The 15,375-nt window shown below is 74.2% G+C and carries 11 protein-coding genes; 5 read left to right on the forward strand and 6 right to left on the reverse strand.

The window, feature by feature from the left end; genetic code table 11:
• Nucleotides 1-32: 32 nt before the first annotated feature.
• Both ACIGAN_RS17980 and ACIGAN_RS17985 read right to left on the reverse strand, forming a co-directional pair.
• A complete protein-coding gene (locus tag ACIGAN_RS17980; RefSeq protein WP_399858567.1) occupies nt 33-1,259 on the reverse strand; it encodes an LCP family protein in 1,227 nt (408 codons plus the stop codon).
• A gap of 158 nt (nt 1,260-1,417) precedes the next feature.
• Entirely contained in the window at nt 1,418-2,173 is a 756-nt protein-coding gene (locus ACIGAN_RS17985; protein WP_365744587.1) for a TIGR03089 family protein, read from the reverse strand.
• Nucleotides 2,174-2,322: 149 nt separating this feature from the next.
• On the opposite strand from ACIGAN_RS17985, the gene ACIGAN_RS17990 reads away from it, so the two are divergent.
• Both ACIGAN_RS17990 and ACIGAN_RS17995 read left to right on the forward strand, forming a co-directional pair.
• Nucleotides 2,323-3,777: a peptidoglycan recognition protein family protein gene (locus ACIGAN_RS17990; protein WP_399858569.1), complete on the forward strand. Its 1,455-nt coding sequence runs from the start codon at nt 2,323-2,325 to the stop codon at nt 3,775-3,777.
• Nucleotides 3,778-3,920: 143 nt separating this feature from the next.
• The gene (locus ACIGAN_RS17995; protein WP_399858571.1) at nt 3,921-5,003 is read left to right on the forward strand and encodes a sugar phosphate nucleotidyltransferase; all 1,083 of its coding nucleotides are present in this window, start codon (nt 3,921-3,923) and stop codon (nt 5,001-5,003) included.
• A 64-nt stretch (nt 5,004-5,067) separates the two neighbouring features.
• On the opposite strand, the gene ACIGAN_RS18000 is transcribed toward ACIGAN_RS17995, so the two are convergent.
• The 4 genes from ACIGAN_RS18000 to ACIGAN_RS18015 form a co-directional block, all read right to left on the reverse strand.
• The gene (locus ACIGAN_RS18000; protein ID WP_365744581.1) at nt 5,068-6,069 is read right to left on the reverse strand and encodes a DNA-3-methyladenine glycosylase family protein; all 1,002 of its coding nucleotides are present in this window, start codon (nt 6,067-6,069) and stop codon (nt 5,068-5,070) included.
• A gap of 96 nt (nt 6,070-6,165) precedes the next feature.
• A complete protein-coding gene (locus ACIGAN_RS18005; RefSeq protein ID WP_399858573.1) occupies nt 6,166-7,482 on the reverse strand; it encodes a coenzyme F420-0:L-glutamate ligase in 1,317 nt (438 codons plus the stop codon).
• Complete coding sequence (gene cofD / locus ACIGAN_RS18010; RefSeq protein ID WP_365744577.1) at nt 7,479-8,438, reverse strand: 2-phospho-L-lactate transferase; 960 nt, start codon at nt 8,436-8,438, stop codon at nt 7,479-7,481. The genes ACIGAN_RS18005 and cofD overlap by 4 nt, the downstream gene beginning before the upstream one ends.
• Before the next feature lie 94 nt (nt 8,439-8,532).
• Nucleotides 8,533-9,039: a cysteine dioxygenase gene (locus ACIGAN_RS18015; RefSeq protein WP_399858576.1), complete on the reverse strand. Its 507-nt coding sequence runs from the start codon at nt 9,037-9,039 to the stop codon at nt 8,533-8,535.
• Between the two features lie 663 nt (nt 9,040-9,702).
• Between ACIGAN_RS18015 and ACIGAN_RS18020 the strand changes: the two genes are divergently transcribed.
• The 3 genes from ACIGAN_RS18020 (at nt 9,703) to ACIGAN_RS18030 (ending at nt 15,343) form a co-directional block, all read left to right on the forward strand.
• Nucleotides 9,703-9,966, forward strand: coding sequence for a WhiB family transcriptional regulator (locus ACIGAN_RS18020; RefSeq protein ID WP_010034659.1), 264 nt, complete (start codon nt 9,703-9,705; stop codon nt 9,964-9,966).
• Between the two features lie 161 nt (nt 9,967-10,127).
• A complete protein-coding gene (locus tag ACIGAN_RS18025) occupies nt 10,128-13,820 on the forward strand; it encodes a glycosyltransferase family 2 protein (RefSeq protein ID WP_399858579.1) in 3,693 nt (1,230 codons plus the stop codon).
• The gene (locus ACIGAN_RS18030) at nt 13,817-15,343 is read left to right on the forward strand and encodes a DUF5719 family protein (RefSeq protein ID WP_399858582.1); all 1,527 of its coding nucleotides are present in this window, start codon (nt 13,817-13,819) and stop codon (nt 15,341-15,343) included. Before ACIGAN_RS18025 ends, ACIGAN_RS18030 begins: the two co-directional genes overlap by 4 nt.
• Nucleotides 15,344-15,375: the final 32 nt, after the last annotated feature.

The following is a 15,375-nucleotide window of genomic DNA, read 5'->3' on the forward strand; positions in this document are numbered from 1 at the left end:
TTCGTTACGTTGAAGGTGCCTTGGCGCCCGCTTTACTCGCAGGTGTCCTCGGCCGCGGTGTTCCCCTCGAACGTCGGAGGCGGAGAAACGGTGACGGCCGGCGCGGAGAACGGCCCCGCGTACGAATCCCCGTACGACCCGTCACGGGTTCGGGTGGGCCGCAAGGGGGCGGAACCGCGCGGCGCGTCCCGCGCGATCACCACCGGCGCATCCGTCCGCAGCCGCTCGAACAGCCGGTCCGCCTCGGGCTCCACCAGTTGGTCGCGATTGGCGTCGAACGCGTACGACTCCCGGGGGACGGTCAGGAATTGCACTTGTTCCATGGGGATGTCGCGCAGACCGCGCACGAGTTCGTACAAGCCGCGCAGGCTCGCCAGCTCCGGGTCGGTGGTGAGCGAGGACGTGGCCGCGTCCAGGACGGGGTACAGCTTCGCCGGATTCAGCAGGACGTCATTGCTGCGTACCTTGTTGACGAGCGCTCCGAGGAATCGTTGCTGCCGTTCCATGCGCTCCGTGTCGCTGCCGTCGCCCAGGGATTTGCGGGCCCGGACGTAGCCGAGGGCCTGCTCGCCGTCGAGCGTCACCCGCCCCGCCGGCAGCCGCAGCCTGGCGGCCCGGTCGTCGATCGGCTCGCGCAGGCACACCTCGACCCCGTCGACGGCGTCGACCATCTCCTTGAAGCCGTGGAAGTCGACGACGACGTGGTGGTCGACGCGGATGTCGGTGAGCCTCTCGACGGTACGGATGGTGCAGGCCGAGCCGCCCACCTGGAACGCCTGGTTGAACATGGCGAACCGCGGCGCGCTGCGCGACCCGTCCCGGCGCCGGCAGGCCGGCAGGTCCACCATCAGATCCCGGGGCAGCGAGACGGCGGTGGCGCTGCGCCGCCCCGCCGACAGGTGCAGCAGGATCGTGGTGTCCGACCGCTCGGTGCCCGAGTCGCGCCCGTAGCGGGCGTTGCCGTCGCCGCGGCGGGAGTCCGACCCGATCAGCAGGATGTTCCGCGCGTCCTTGACCAGCGAGGTGGGCCGCTCCTTCTCGTACCGCCTGAGCTCGGCGGCGGCCGCCTCGTCGGGGGTGATGTTCCCGCTGAGCTTCGCGTACACCGCCCAGCCGGCCGCGACGCCCGCCACCAGGAGACCGGCGGCCGCCAGCGCCGCGATCCGCACCCGCCGCGCCCGGCGCCGCCGCAGCAGCCCCCGCCCGCTGGCGGACGCCCCCGCGCCCGGCCCGACCCTGTAGCCCACGGCAGCAACCACCCCTCCTGACGCCGGCACGTCCCACGCGCAGTGCTCCTCCGACGATGGCGTGGAAGGGCGGCCGGGGCGGGGTCGGGATGGGCCGGACGGGGGAGGGGCCGCGCTCGTGCGGGGGAGTCCTCCGCCGGGACCCGCTCCGCCCGGTGCCGTCGCAGCGGCTACCGGGCGATGGCCGTCACCCGCTCGCTCTCCACCCGCTGGTCCAGCACCCCGTCACCCGCCTGCTGCAGATTCCGGCACAGCACCACGGAACCGCCCGTCGCCAGCGGCGCGTACAGCCCCGCGCTGAGCCCCTCCCACGTGTCGTACGGGCGCCCCGACAGGATCCGGGACCCGGGGCCGGTCAGCCCCAGCCCGCTCGCCTCGGCCCGCGCCCGCTCCACGACCTCGGCCCCGCTGAACTCCCGTCCGGCCACGATCAGCGCGGGTCCCTCCGGGTCCACCGGCGCGTACGGCACGAAGCGGTCCCCCTGCCCCGGCACCTCCACCGCGTAGTCGACGAACCCCTCCGGCGGCTGCGGGAACCGTCCCCCGAGCGGCCGCAGCGCCAGCGCGACCCGGGCCCCGGAACAGGCCCGCGCCGCCTCCAGCCGGTCCGGCCCGCTCACCACGACGTCGGCGGCGCGCACATCGCCCGTCACGTCGGCGACGACGCCCACCGACGAACACGCCAGCAGCCACACCGCCGTCTGCCAGTGCGCCGGCAGCAGCAGCGCCACCCGGTCGCCGGGCTCGACGGACAGCTCGTCCTGGAGCAGGTTCGAGGTCTTGGCCACCCAATTGGCGAAGGTGGCCACGGACAGTTCGACCCGTTCGCCGGTGGCGTCGTCGTAGAAGGTCACCAGGGGGCGTCCCGGATCCGCGGCGAGCGCGGAACCCAGCAGGTCGGCAGGGGTGCGATCGGTGGCGTTCACCCGCGCAAGCGTACGCGCCGCACCCCGCGCGCCCCAACGGCCCGGCGCCCGTCCCGCCCCGGATCGGCCACCGGTTCGGCCGAACGCGACCGACGGACCGTCAAATCCCAAATGGACAGACTTATACGACTATGTCCAAGATCAGGGGCATGCGTGGATTCCTTGCTTCCTCGATCGGTGTCACCTGTGCGGCCGCTCTGGCCCTTCCCCTCACCCCGACCGCCGTCGCGGCGACCGCGAGACCGGTGCCGACCGCGGAAGCCGCGACGGCGGCGAGACCCGCGCCCCACGCGGGGACCCCGGCCGCCGCCACGACCCTCCGGCGCGCGGCCGAACCGGCCACCCCCGGCAGCACCCAGTCGCTCCCCCTCGAACCCCTCGCCCGCCACCGCGCCACCCCCTCCGCCCCCGCCACCGAGCAGGGCCTGCACCGCCGCGCCGTACGCCACTTCTCCCTCGTCGGCGTGGTCTGGGACGACCCCGAAGCCGAACTGCACGGCCGCGTCCAGGTCCGCACCCGCGCCGCGGACACCGGCTCCTGGTCCGGCTGGCAGGACGTCGAGACGCACAACACCGACCACGGCGCCGACCGCAACACCCCCGAGAGCGCCTCGGGCCGGGTCCGCGGCGCCACCGCCCCGCTGTGGGTGGGCGACTCCGACGGTGTGGAACTGCGGGTCCGCTCGGAGTCCGGCAGCGCGGGATCCGGCGCCGCGCGGCACGGCACGGGCGCCCGCAGCCGGCCCGCCGCACCGCCGCTCCCGTCCGGCCTCCGGCTCGAACTGGTCGACCCGGGCGACGAGGCCCCGGCGGACGGCCCCCGCACCGCCGCCCTGGCCGGCGAGAACTCCGCCGCCACCGAGGCCTCCGCCGTCAACGCCGACCTCGCCCCCCTGGGCGCCACCGAGATCGCGGCCCTGGACCGGGCGGAGACCGAGCGGGAGTTCCTCGCCCTCAACGCCGGCGAGCTGACGGAGCGGCAGCTGCGCGCCAAGCCGTACATCGGGCCGCGCCCCGGTATCGTCACGCGACGCGGCTGGGGGGCGGACGAGGGGTTGCGGGAGAGCGGCTTCCGGTACACCAAGAAGGTCCGGGCCGCCTTCGTGCACCACACCGCAAGCGGCAACAACTACCGCTGCTCGCAGGCCTCGTCACTCATCCGCAGTATCTACCGCTACCACGTCGAGAGCATGGGGTGGCGGGACATCGGCTACAACTTCCTCATCGACAAGTGCGGAAAGATCTACGAGGGCCGCGCCGGGGGCGTGGCACGACCGGTCCTCGGCGCGCACACCCTCGGTTTCAACAACAACAGCATGGGGATCGCCGTCCTCGGGTCGTACGACACCAAGAAGCCGTCGAAGGCCGCCGTCCGGGCCGTCGCCCGGCTGACCGCGTGGAAGCTGGGCCTGTACCGGGTGAATCCGAAGGGAAAGACGTACCTGAAGTCGGCCGGCAGCAATCTGCACCACAAAGGTAAGAAGGTACGACTGAACGTGATCTCCGGGCACCGGGACGGTTTCATCACGGAGTGCCCGGGACGGAAGCTCTACGGCAAGCTCGGCTCGGCCCGCTCCAAGGCGGCGCGGTACCAGGGCCGCTGAGGGCACGCTCGACCGCCGTCGGGGGCATGCGGGGACACGGACGGAACTGCCGCACGGCCGGCGAAGGCGCCACGGAACGGTCTGCATACACTGACCGGCCGAAAGACAGTTCGGCCGGTCCCGGCAGGAAGCAGAGACGACACGTGACAGAAGCGATCCTCCTGGTCGGCGGCAAGGGCACCCGGCTGCGCCCGCTCACGGTGCACACGCCCAAGCCCATGGTCCCGGCGGCCGGGGTGCCCTTCCTCACGCACCAGCTGGCGAGAGCGAGAGCGGCGGGCGTCGAGCACATCGTCCTGGCCACGTCCTACCTGGCCGAGGTCTTCGAGCCGTACTTCGGGGACGGCTCCGCGCTGGGCCTGCACCTGGAGTACGTGACGGAGGAGGAGCCCCTCGGCACGGGCGGCGCCATCCGCAACGTCGCCTCCCGGCTGCACTCCGGCCCCGACGACCCGGTCCTGATCTTCAACGGCGACATCCTGACGGGCCTGGACATCCGGGCCCTGGTCGACACCCACGAGTCGACGGGCGCGGACGTCTCCCTGCACCTGACGAAGGTGACCGACCCGAGGGCGTACGGCCTGGTCCCCACCGACGGCACGGGCCGGGTGCTGGCGTTCCTGGAGAAGCCCCAGACGCCCGAGGAGATCGTCACCGACCAGATCAACGCGGGCGCCTACGTCTTCCGCCGCTCGGTCATCGACACGATCCCGGCGGGCCGGCCGGTGTCGGTGGAGCGCGAGACGTTCCCCGGCCTGCTGTCGGCCGGGGCCCACCTGCAGGGCATGGTCGACTCGACGTACTGGCTGGACCTCGGCACCCCGGCGGCCTTCGTCCGGGGCTCGGCGGACCTGGTCCTGGGCCGGGCCCCGTCCCCCGCGGTCCCCGGCCGCTGCGGCGACCGCCTGGTGCTGCCGACGGCGACGGTCGCCGCCGACGCCAAGCTGGCCGGCGGCACGGTGGTGGGCGAGGGCGCGTTCGTCGCCGAGGGCGCCCGCGTCTTCGGCAGCACGATCCTGCCGGGCGCGGTCATCGAACCCGGCGCGGTCATCACCGACTCCCTCATCGGCACCCGGGCCCGGGTCGGCGAACGCTCGGTCCTCACCGGCACCGTCATCGGCGACGGCGCGGTGATCGGCGCGGACAACGAACTGCGGGACGGCGCCCGCATATGGTGCGACGCGCGGATCCCGGCGGGCGCGGTCCGCTTCTCGTCGGACCAGTAGCGGGCCGCCCGCCACGGCCCCCGGCCGGGGCGCCGACGCCGGGTACCGGTCATCGGGCAGTCCCTCAGATCCGCCCGATGTCCCATCGCGGCATCTTCGGCGCCCTGCGCCCCGGCACCCGCCCGCTCAGCAGGATCAGCCGGGCCGCCCGGTGCCGCTGCCCCGCGTACGGCTCCAGCAGCTCCAGCATCACCGAGTCGTCCGCGTCCCGGTCCCCGGCCAGCGCCCACCCGACGATCCCCGGCAGGTGCAGGTCCCCGACCGTGACCTCGTCGGCCGCGCCGTGACTGCGCTGCACCGTCTCCGCCGACGTCCACGGACCCACCCCGGGCACGAGCTCCAGCCGTGCCCGGGCCGCCACCGGATCCATCCGCACGGCCTCCTCCAGCCGCGCGGCGACCCGGACGGCCCGCAGGATCGTCGACGCCCGCTTGTCGTCGACCCCGGCCCGGTGCCACTCCCAGGACGGGATCAGCGCCCAGGTCCGCGGCGCCGGCATCACATGCATCCGCCCGGGCGCGGGCCCCGGCGCCGGCTCCCCGTACTTGCGCACCAGCAGCCGCCACGCCCGGTAGGCCTCGTCGGTCGTGACCTTCTGCTCCAGGATCGACGGGATCAGCGACTCCAGCACCAGCCCGGTCCGCGTCAGCCGCAAACCCGGGCGCCGATGCCGCGTCATCGCCAGCAGCCGGTGCCGCGGCACGAACGCCGACGGATCGTCGGCCGCCCCGAGCAGCTCCGGCAGCCGCTCCAGCAGCCACGGCGCGCCGGGCCCCCAGGCCTCCCCGCGGACCCGGCCACCGGCCGCGGACACCCGGAGCGTCCCGGGCCCGGCCGGCGTCAGGGCGGCCCGCCACACCGACCCGTCGGGCATCGCGCGGAACGTCGGATCCCCCGGCCCGCGCCGCAACGGCCCGAGCACCAGCCCGAGGTCCAGCGGCCACTCCGGCACCCACTCCCGCACCCGCCCGGGCCCCGCCGCCTGCCGCGGCACGCCCCCGCCCACGGCGACATGCCCACCGCGCACGGTGGTACGCGTGGGTTCGGGGGCGAAGCGTCCTGCCATGAGTGAACGTCCCTGGACGACCGAATGGGGCTCTATGAGGGTAGGCCCGGACCGGTACCTTCCACCGCCCCTGTCACCACGCCTGTCACGGACCTCTCATCGCACCGCGATGAACGCCTCCGCGTCCCGCTCCGCCCGCGGCCGCGGTTCCTCGGCCGGATGACCCACCGCGACCGCGCCCATCGGGTCCCAGTCCGCCGGCAGCCCGAGCACCTCGCGCACCACGTCCCGGCAGAACATCGTCGAGGACACCCACGCCGATCCCAGCCGCTCCCCGGCCAGCGCCACCAGCAGGTTCTGCACGCCGGCGCCGGCGGCGACGACGAACATCTCCCGCTCGGCACCGTCCCGCCGCGCGTCCCCGTACGTGTGCGAACCGTCCATGACCAGGCAGGGGACGACCAGGTAGGGCGCGTTGCGCAGGACGTCCCCGCGCCGCACCCGCCGGGCGATCGACTCCTCCGATTTCCCGTCCCGCCGCAGATCGGCGATCCACGCCTCCCGCATGGCGTCCAGCAGCCGCGTCCGCGACTCCTGCGACTCCAGCAGCACGAACCGCCACGGCGTGGTGTGGTGCGGCGCCGGCGCGGTCACGGCCGCGGCCACCGCCCGCCGTACGGCACCGGGGTCCACGGGCTCGTCCGTGAAGGCCCGGACCGTGCGCCGCTGGGTCACCGCCAGCCGGACCGCCTCCGACGTGCCGAGGCGGAACATGTCGTCGCGGGCGCCGCGCACCAGGGCCCGCGCCCCCTCTCCGCCGTCCTCCGCCACGACGTGGGCCAGTCCGCGCACCACCGCGACGGGCAGCCCGGCGGCCTTGCCCTTGACGAGGTCGCCCGCGGCGGCGAGTTCGTCGGCCGTGGCGACGACGGTGGCGCTGAGCGGGTTGCCGTGGGCGTCCGTGCCGCCGCGCAGGTCGTCGAGCACACGCACCCCGGCGGCGCCGATCGCCACGTCCGTCAGCCCGGCCCGCCAGGGCCGCCCGAACGTGTCGGTCACGACGACCCCGACGTCGACGCCGAGGGCGTCCCGCAGCCCCGCGCGCAGGGCACGGGCGGACGCGTCCGGGTCCTGCGGCAGCAACAGCACCGTGCCGGCCGGGGTGTTGGAGGCGTCGACCCCGGCCGCGGCCATGACCAGGCCCTGCCGGTTCTCGACGATCCGCAGGCTGCCCCGGCGGGCGACCACGCGGACCGTCTCGGCGTCGATCGCGGCCTCCCGGTCCGCCGCCCGGACGATCCGGCCCTCCGCCTTGGACACGATCTTCGACGTGACCAGCAGGACGTCCCCGTCGGCCAGCCCCGGCTCGGCGGCCGCTATCAGCTTGGCCAGATCGTCCCCGGCGGTGACCTCGGGCAGCCCCTGCACGGCCCACACCCGGAACCCGCCGGTACGCGGCTCCTCGCCGCTCACGCGCCACGCACCTCCTCCGCCAGGGCCAGCGCCTGGCGGGCCATCTGCGCGGTCGCCTCGGCGTCGGACATCATCAGCGGCACGGCCCGGCAGCGGATCCCGGCCGCCTCGACCCGCTCCACCGCGCCCGCGTCGACCGTGTCGACGAGCCAGCCGTCCAGCAGGCCCGAGCCGTAGTGCTCGGCCACCGCCGTCGCCGTCGACTCCACACCCACCGCGGCCAGCACCTTGTCGGCCATGCCCCGCACGGGCGCGTCGCCGACGATGGGGGAGAGGCCGACCACCGGCACCCCGGCCTCGGCGATCGCCTCCCGGATGCCGGGCACCGCGAGGATCGTGCCGATCGACACGACCGGGTTGGACGGCGGGAACAGGATCACGTCCGCCTCGGCGATGGCCTCCAGGACGCCCGGCGCCGGCTTGGCCTGGTCGGCACCGACCGGCACGACCGCCTGCGCGGGCACCGAGGCGCGCAGCCGCACCCAGTACTCCTGGAAGTGGATCGCCTTGCGCTCGCCGTCGAGCTCGACCGCCACATGGGTCTCGACCCGGTCGTCGGTCATGGGGATCAGCCGCACGCCCGGCTGCCACCGGTCGCACAGCGCCTGCGTCACCGCGCTCAGCGGGTAGCCGGCGCCGATCATCTGCGTCCGCACGATGTGCGTGGCGAAGTCCCGGTCGCCCAGGCCGAACCACTCGGGCCCGACGCCGTACGCCCCGAGCTCCTCCTTCAGATGGAAGGTCTCGTCGGCCCGGCCCCAGCCCTGCTCCTCGTTGATGCCGCCGCCGAGCGTGTACATCACCGTGTCGAGGTCCGGGCAGACCTTCAGCCCGAAGAGGTGGATGTCGTCGCCGGTGTTGCCGATGACCGTGATGTCCGCGTCCGGCACGGCCCGCTTCAGACCACGCAGGAACCGGGCACCGCCGATGCCGCCTGCCAGAACCACAATGCGCATGGGAGCCAGTCTCGCAGGCCCCCGCGACAACCGGTGCGCGGCTGTGGACAACCGGCGGCGCGGCCGGTCAGGGGACAGCCGGCGGCTCGACCGGTCAGGCCGTGACGGCGCCGGGCTCGGTGCGGGCCTCGCAGTGCGGGGCGGTGTGCATCGGCATCTCCGTCAGCCCCGGGTGGTACACGTGCAGGCTCACCGCGGGCTCCAGTGCGTCGTTCACCACCTCGTGCACGTACCCCGGCGCGAACACGCGCTGTGCGCCCGCTCGCAACGCGCGCGTGCCCCGCTCCGTGCGCTCGGTCAGCGTGCCCTCCAGCACGGTGAGCACCCCGGAGGAGCGGCCGTGGTCGTGCAGCCCGCTGCCCTGTCCGGGCACCCAGGACAGCAGCCACACCTCGTAGCCCGGGCCGGTGCGCAGCCGGTGGTACCAGCGGCTGGTCGCGTCGTAGCGCACGAGGTGCTCCCACTGGGAGCGGTCCTCGGCGAGGGTGCGGGCGAGTCCGACGAACTCGGCGACGGTGGACGGGTGCTCCCGCGGGGTCTGGAGCAGGTGCGTCACCTCGAGGATGTCGCCGGCGATCTGGAGGTCGCTGTCGCTGTTCATGGGTGTGGTGGTTCCTCAGCGAAAAAGAAAGGTCAGAGGGAACGGCGGCCCGAGAGACGGGTGGTCCGGGCCTTCAGCTGGAGCGGGTGGGGCTCAACAGCTGGAACAGCAACAGCTACAGCGAGCGTGGGCAGCACCGAGGGACCCGGCGGTGCGGGTCGTGGTGAGTGCCAAGTTCGCGAGCATGCCCACAAGGACACCGGTTCACACCCGCACTGTCAACTCGGCACCCGGGATGTGGGATGAGGTTCACCTCATCCGGTCGATCGCTCAGATGAAAGGTTTGTTCATGGCCTTGCCGGGACACATGGCGTCCATCCGGACGGACAAACCCCGTTGCGTACTCGTGATCCGACTGTGATCCGGTTCGCTTCGAGGGACGGGTCGGAACGGGATCGAACTCCTGGGCGTCCTTCTTCACAGAGGTCTGCGAGGGGTCCGGCGGACAGCACGAGCCCCACGGGGCTCTGTCTGTGTGTCAGGTTTTATGGTGATTTGAACACTTTCCGCATGGGCTTGGTTCCGCAGAGTGAATAAGGGGCTCAATAGCAGATCTCGGCTTGACTCGCCCGGAGCAGCACACTTGTAATTTCACTCGTGTCGTTCAGCCGGAATCGGTAACGGCTAGATCACGGGGACGCGAAAGACAGACGAGGGGCGCACATGACCGAGACGGTGCAGCAACTGCTGGTCGACGACGCGGACGAGGAGCTCGGCTGGCAGGAGCGCGCACTGTGCGCCCAGACCGACCCCGAGTCCTTCTTCCCCGAGAAGGGCGGCTCGACCCGGGAGGCCAAGAAGGTCTGCCTCGCCTGCGAGGTCCGCTCCGAGTGCCTTGAGTACGCCCTCGCCAACGACGAGCGCTTCGGCATCTGGGGCGGCCTGTCCGAGCGGGAGCGCCGCCGGCTGAAGAAGGCTGCCGTCTGACCCGGCCCCCGGTGTGAACGGCCCGTCGCGGGTGGGTTGTCCACAGGCGGCGGGCCCCCTTGTTGCGCAGCCGATAGTGTGGTCGCTCGTCCGAGACGCCACGCTGCCCCCACCGGTCGCGGGCGTCCACCGCAGTCCACCGAACCGGGGCCCGTACCTCGATGTCCGTGCACAGCCACCCGGCAGCTCCTCACGACAGCGCTGCCACACCTGAGTTCCCGCGTCATGTGGTGACCGCGGTCCTCGTCTCCCACGACGGCGCCCGCTGGCTGCCCGACGCGCTGGCCGGACTGCTCGGCCAGGAGCGGCCCGTCCAGTACGCGATGGGAGCCGACACCGGCAGCGCGGACGACTCCGCCCAGCTGGTCACCGACGCCCTCGGCGCCGACCGCGTCCTGCACCTGGCCCGCCGCACGGGCTTCGGCCAGGCCGTCGAGGAGTGCGACCGCACGGCCCCCCACCTCACCCCGGAAGAACTGCCGTACCTGAAGCGGCCCAGCGGCTGGGACCCCGTCACGCGCACGTGGCGCGACGACGCCTACGACCTGCCCGAGCTGCCGCACGGCGAACCGGTCGAGTGGCTGTGGCTGCTGCACGACGACTGCGCCCCCGAGCCCGACGCCCTGGCCCAGCTGCTGCGGGTCGTGGACAACGAGTACGAGCTGGGCCGCGAGGACGTCGCCGTCGTCGGTCCCAAGCTGCGCGGCTGGTACGACCGGCGTCAGCTGCTGGAGGTCGGCGTCACCATCGCCCACTCCGGCCGCCGCTGGACCGGCCTGGACCGCCGCGAGCAGGACCAGGGCCAGCACGACCACGTCCGGCCCGTGCTGTCGGTGTCCACCGCCGGCATGCTGATCCGCCGCGACGTCTTCGAGGAGCTCGGCGGCTTCGACCGGCACCTGCCCCTCATGCGCGACGACGTCGACCTGTGCTGGCGCGCCCACGCGGCCGGCTACCGCGTCCTCGTCGCCCCCGAGGCGGTGGTCCGGCACGCCGAGGCGGCCTCCCGCGAGCGCCGCACGGTCGACTGCGTGGGCCGCACGGCCGCCTCCCCGCACAAGGTCGACAAGGCGGGCGCGGTCTACACCCTCCTGGTCAACTCCCGTACGGCCGTGCTCCCCTGGGTGCTGCTGCGGATCGTGCTGGGCACCGTGCTGCGGACCCTCGCCTACCTCGTCGGCAAGGTCCCCGGACAGGCCGTCGACGAGATCCGCGGCCTGATGGGCACGCTGCTGCGGCCCGAGCGGATCCTCGCCGGGCGGCGCGGCAGAGGCGCCCCGCGGATCGACAAGGGCGAGCTGCGGCAGCTGTTCCCGCCACCCGGCGCGACCGTCCGCGCCACCGTCGAGCAGGTCGCCGGCGACCTCGTGGGCCGCTCCGACCCGGAGGCCACCTCCGGCGCCGGACGGCACGGCGGAGCCGTCGAGTCGGGCCCCGGCGGCGACGACGCCGACTTCCTGGAGATCGAGCAGTTCGCCCGGCTCAAGCGCATCGCCCGCAAGCCCGGCCCCGTGCTCTTCCTGGTGCTGCTGCTGGTCTCCCTGGTCGCCTGCCGCGCGCTCCTCGGCGGCGGCGCCCTCGCGGGCGGCGCGCTGCTGCCGGCCCCGGCCGACTCCGCCGAGCTGTGGGCGCGTTACCTGGACGCCTGGCATCCGGTCGGCGCCGGTGGCACCTCCGCCGCGCCCCCGTACGTGGCGATCGTGGCGATGCTGGCGTCCCTGCTGTTCGGCTCGACCGGCCTCGCCGTCACGCTGCTGCTGGTCTGCTCGGTGCCCCTGGCCGGCCTCACCGCCTACTTCGCCTCCCGCCCCCTGGTCGCGTCCCGGCTGCTGCGCGCGTGGGCGGCCGTCGTCTACGCCTTCCTGCCCGCTGCCACCGGCGCCCTCGCCGGCGGCCGGATCGGCACGGCCGTGCTGGCGGTGCTGCTGCCGCTCGCCGCCCGCGCGGGCATGGCCGCGAGCGGCCTCGCCAACCCCGCGGGCACCCGCGGCAGCTGGCGGGCCACCTGGGCGTACGCGCTGCTGCTGACCGTCACCACGGCGTTCACGCCCGTCGTGTGGCCGATCGCGCTGCTGCTCGGCCTCGCGCTGCTGGCCGTGCGCCGGTCCGACCTGCCGGCCTACGGGCTGCGCTTCCTCGCCCAGCTCGGCACGCCCCTGCTGCTCCTCGCGCCCTGGTCGCTGACGCTGCTCCCGTTCGGCTTCTTCCGCGAGGCCGGCCTGGAGTACGGCGCCTCGGCGGCCTCCGCCCTCGACCTGCTCGGCGCCAGCCCGGGCGGCCCCGGCACCGTCAGCGGCCTGATGCTCATCGGCATCGTGCTGGCCGCGCTCGCCGCCCTGCTGCGCTCGGAACGCCAGGCGGGCATCCGCACGGCCTGGACGGTCGCCCTCGTCGGCTACGTCCTCGCGGTGCTGTCCAACGGCTCCACCTGGGCCGGCCCCGCCACCCTCGTGTACGGCATCGCCCTCCTCGCGGCCGCCGCGCTCGGCGCCGACGGGGCACGCGCGCGAGTGGCCGAGCAGAGCTTCGGCTGGCGCCAGCCGGTCGCCGCCCTGATCGCCTTCGCCTCGGCCGCGGGCCCGCTGCTGATCGCCGCCGGCTGGATGATCCGCGGCGCCGACGGACCGCTGGAGCGGCGCGACCCCACCCAGGTCCCCGCGTTCGTCGCCGAGGAGAGCGGCACCCGCGACCAGGCCCGCACCCTCGTCCTCGACAGCGACTCCGGCGCCCATGTCGGCTACATGCTGGTGCGCGGCTCCGGCGCCCGCCTCGGCGACGGCGAGATCGCCGCCGCCGACGGCGGGAACAGCAGGCTGGACAAGGTCGTCGCCCACCTCGTCGCCGGCTCCGGCGCCGACCAGGCCGACCAGCTCGGCGGCTTCGCCGTGCGCTACGTCCTGGTCCACCAGGGCACGCCCCGGGAGATCACCCGCGTCCTGGACGCCACGCCCGGTCTGACCCGGCTCAGCCAGCAGAGCGGCGGCGCGCTGTGGCGGGTCGACCGCGAGGTCGCGCGGGCCACGATCGTCCCCGCCTCCGGCACGGGTACGCCCCGGCCGGTCGCCGCGGGCCCGGTCGAGATCCACACCACGATCCCGACCGGCACCGGAGGGCGCGTACTGCGCCTCGCCGACACCGCCTCCGACGCCTGGACGGCCACCCTCGACGGCAAGCCGCTGACCCCGACCACGGTCGACGGCTGGGCCCAGGGCTTCCGACTCCCCGCCAGCGGCGGCAGGCTGGACGTCACCTACGACGACCCGATCGGCCACACCGCGTGGCTGTGGACCCAGGGCGCGCTCGCCCTGGTCCTGGTGGTGCTCGCCCTGCCCGGCCGGCGCCGCGACATCGACGACGACCTGCCCGAGGAGCCCGCGATCCCCGCCCAGGCCGTCGCCGGCGAGGGCCGCCGTGCCCGCCGCCTGCGCGCCCAGGCGGAGGTCGGGACGGAAGGCGCACCGGAGCCCGAGGAGTTCCCGGAGTTCCCGTCCCCGCAGCCCGAGCAGCCCGAGCAGCCCGCGGCGAGCGTCCCCCGGCAGAACCACGGCCAGTGGGACACCACCGGCTACCCGGGCGGCGACCACACCGGCTACGCCGACCCGTACCAGAACGCCCCGTACCCGGCCGACGCCTACGGGCAGCAGCAGTACCAGGCGGATCCGTACCAGGGCGGCCAGTACGACCCGTACGCCTACGGCGGTGACCCCCAGGCCCCGTCCTACGACCCGCAGGGTTACGACCAGCAGGGTTACGACCAGGCCTACACCCAGGGCTACGGCACGCCGTACGACCCGGCGCAGCAGCACCACCCCCACGGCACGGGCAGTGAGCGTCCCGACGGGAGCCAGCAGTGAACCGCACGACCCTGTCCCTGATCGCCGGCACGACCGCGCTCGCCGCCGTCACCGGCTTCGCCGCGCTGTCCCAGCCGGACGCGCCCGGCGCGCAGGCCACCGCCAAGGCGGCCGCCCAACTGCCCGTGGAGCGCACGAGCCTGCTGTGCCCCGCGCCCAGCACGTCCGACATCGCGGAGACGTCCTACACCTCCTTCACGCCCGTCACGAAGGGCACCGGCAGCGGCGGCAAGGCCGAACTCCGCGCGGCGGCCCAGCAGTCGGCCGACGGGGCGGCCGCGGGCAAGGACGGCGACGCGTCCGGCGGGAAGCAGACCGGGAAGCAGAGCGACAAGCCGGTGCTGACCCCCGAGGAGCCCGGCAAGCCGGTCACCGGTGACAGCTCCGGCTCCGAGCCGCCCGCCCTGGTCGGCACCGCCGACGGCCGCTTCGCGCCGGGCTGGACGGTCCAGGAGACCACCGAGGTCGCCGCCGGGACCGGTCGCGGCCTGCAGGGTGTCAACTGCACCGCTCCCGACACGGACTTCTGGTTCCCGGGGGTGAGCACCGCGGCCGACCGCACCGACTACGTCCACCTGACCAACCCCGACGACTCGGCGGCCGTGGTCGACATCGAGCTGTACGGCAAGGACGGCGCCCTGAAGTCGGCGGTGGGGGAGGACCTGACGGTCCAGCCGCACTCCAGTGAGCCGGTCCTGCTGTCCACCCTCACCGACGAGGAGCAGTTCGGCCTCACCGTGCACGTCAACGTGCGCAGCGGACGGGTCGGCGCCGCCGTGCAGGCCCTCGACGACAAGATCGGCGGCGACTGGCTGCAGGCGTCCGCCGACCCCGCGGGCAGCCTGGTGCTGCCCGGCATCCCCAAGGACGCCACCTCCGTGCGCCTGGTCGCCTTCGCCCCCGGCGACGCCGACGCGGATCTCAAGGTGCGCCTGGCCTCCCCCTCCGGCTTGATCACCCCGGCCGGTCACGAGACGGTGCACGTCAAGGGCGGTATGACGACCTCCGTCGACCTCGGCGACGTCACCCGCGGCGAGGCCGGCTCCCTGGTGCTGACGCCGACGGAGCGGTCCGTGCCGGTGGTGGCCGCCGTGCAGGTGGTGCGCGGCGAGGACGGCAAGCAGGAGTCGGCGTTCCTCCCGGCCACGCGTCCCGTCGGCACGCGCGCGACGTCCGCCGACAACAGCGCGAAGGGCAGCACCCTGTCCCTGACCGCCCCCGACCGCGCGGCCACCGTCAAGGTCACCGCCTCGGCGGGCAGCGAGGGCGGCACGCCGGTGTCGAAGACGTACACGATCAAGGCGGGCACGACCCAGGACGTCGAGCTCCCGGTCCCCGCCGGCCTGAAGGGCACGTTCGCGCTGACGGTCGAGCCGGTCTCCGGCGGCCCGGTCTACGGCGCCCGCACCCTCGCACGGGCGGAGGGCGGCGTCCCGGCGTTCACCGTGCAGACCCTCCCCGACGACCGGGGGACGGTGGCCGTACCGGAGGCGGACGAGGATCTGTCGGTGCTGCAGAAGTAGGCCCTGCCGGTGCTGCGGAAACAGCCCCTGCC

Origin of the sequence: Streptomyces sp. NPDC085931 (assembly GCF_044540565.1) — a bacterium.
Classification (GTDB): Bacteria; Actinomycetota; Actinomycetes; order Streptomycetales; family Streptomycetaceae; genus Streptomyces.

Bases quoted from the DNA above. Each gene is read 5' to 3' on its own strand.
- ACIGAN_RS17990 (WP_399858569.1), top strand. From the start codon at position 2,323: ATGCGTGGATTCCTTGCTTCCTCGATCGGTGTCACCTGTGCGGCCGCT.
- ACIGAN_RS18000 (WP_365744581.1), bottom strand. From the start codon at position 6,069: ATGGCAGGACGCTTCGCCCCCGAACCCACGCGTACCACCGTGCGCGGT.
- cofD (WP_365744577.1), bottom strand. From the start codon at position 8,438: ATGCGCATTGTGGTTCTGGCAGGCGGCATCGGCGGTGCCCGGTTCCTG.
- ACIGAN_RS18015 (WP_399858576.1), bottom strand. From the start codon at position 9,039: ATGAACAGCGACAGCGACCTCCAGATCGCCGGCGACATCCTCGAGGTG.
- ACIGAN_RS18020 (WP_010034659.1), top strand. From the start codon at position 9,703: ATGACCGAGACGGTGCAGCAACTGCTGGTCGACGACGCGGACGAGGAG.
- ACIGAN_RS18025 (WP_399858579.1), top strand. From the start codon at position 10,128: ATGTCCGTGCACAGCCACCCGGCAGCTCCTCACGACAGCGCTGCCACA.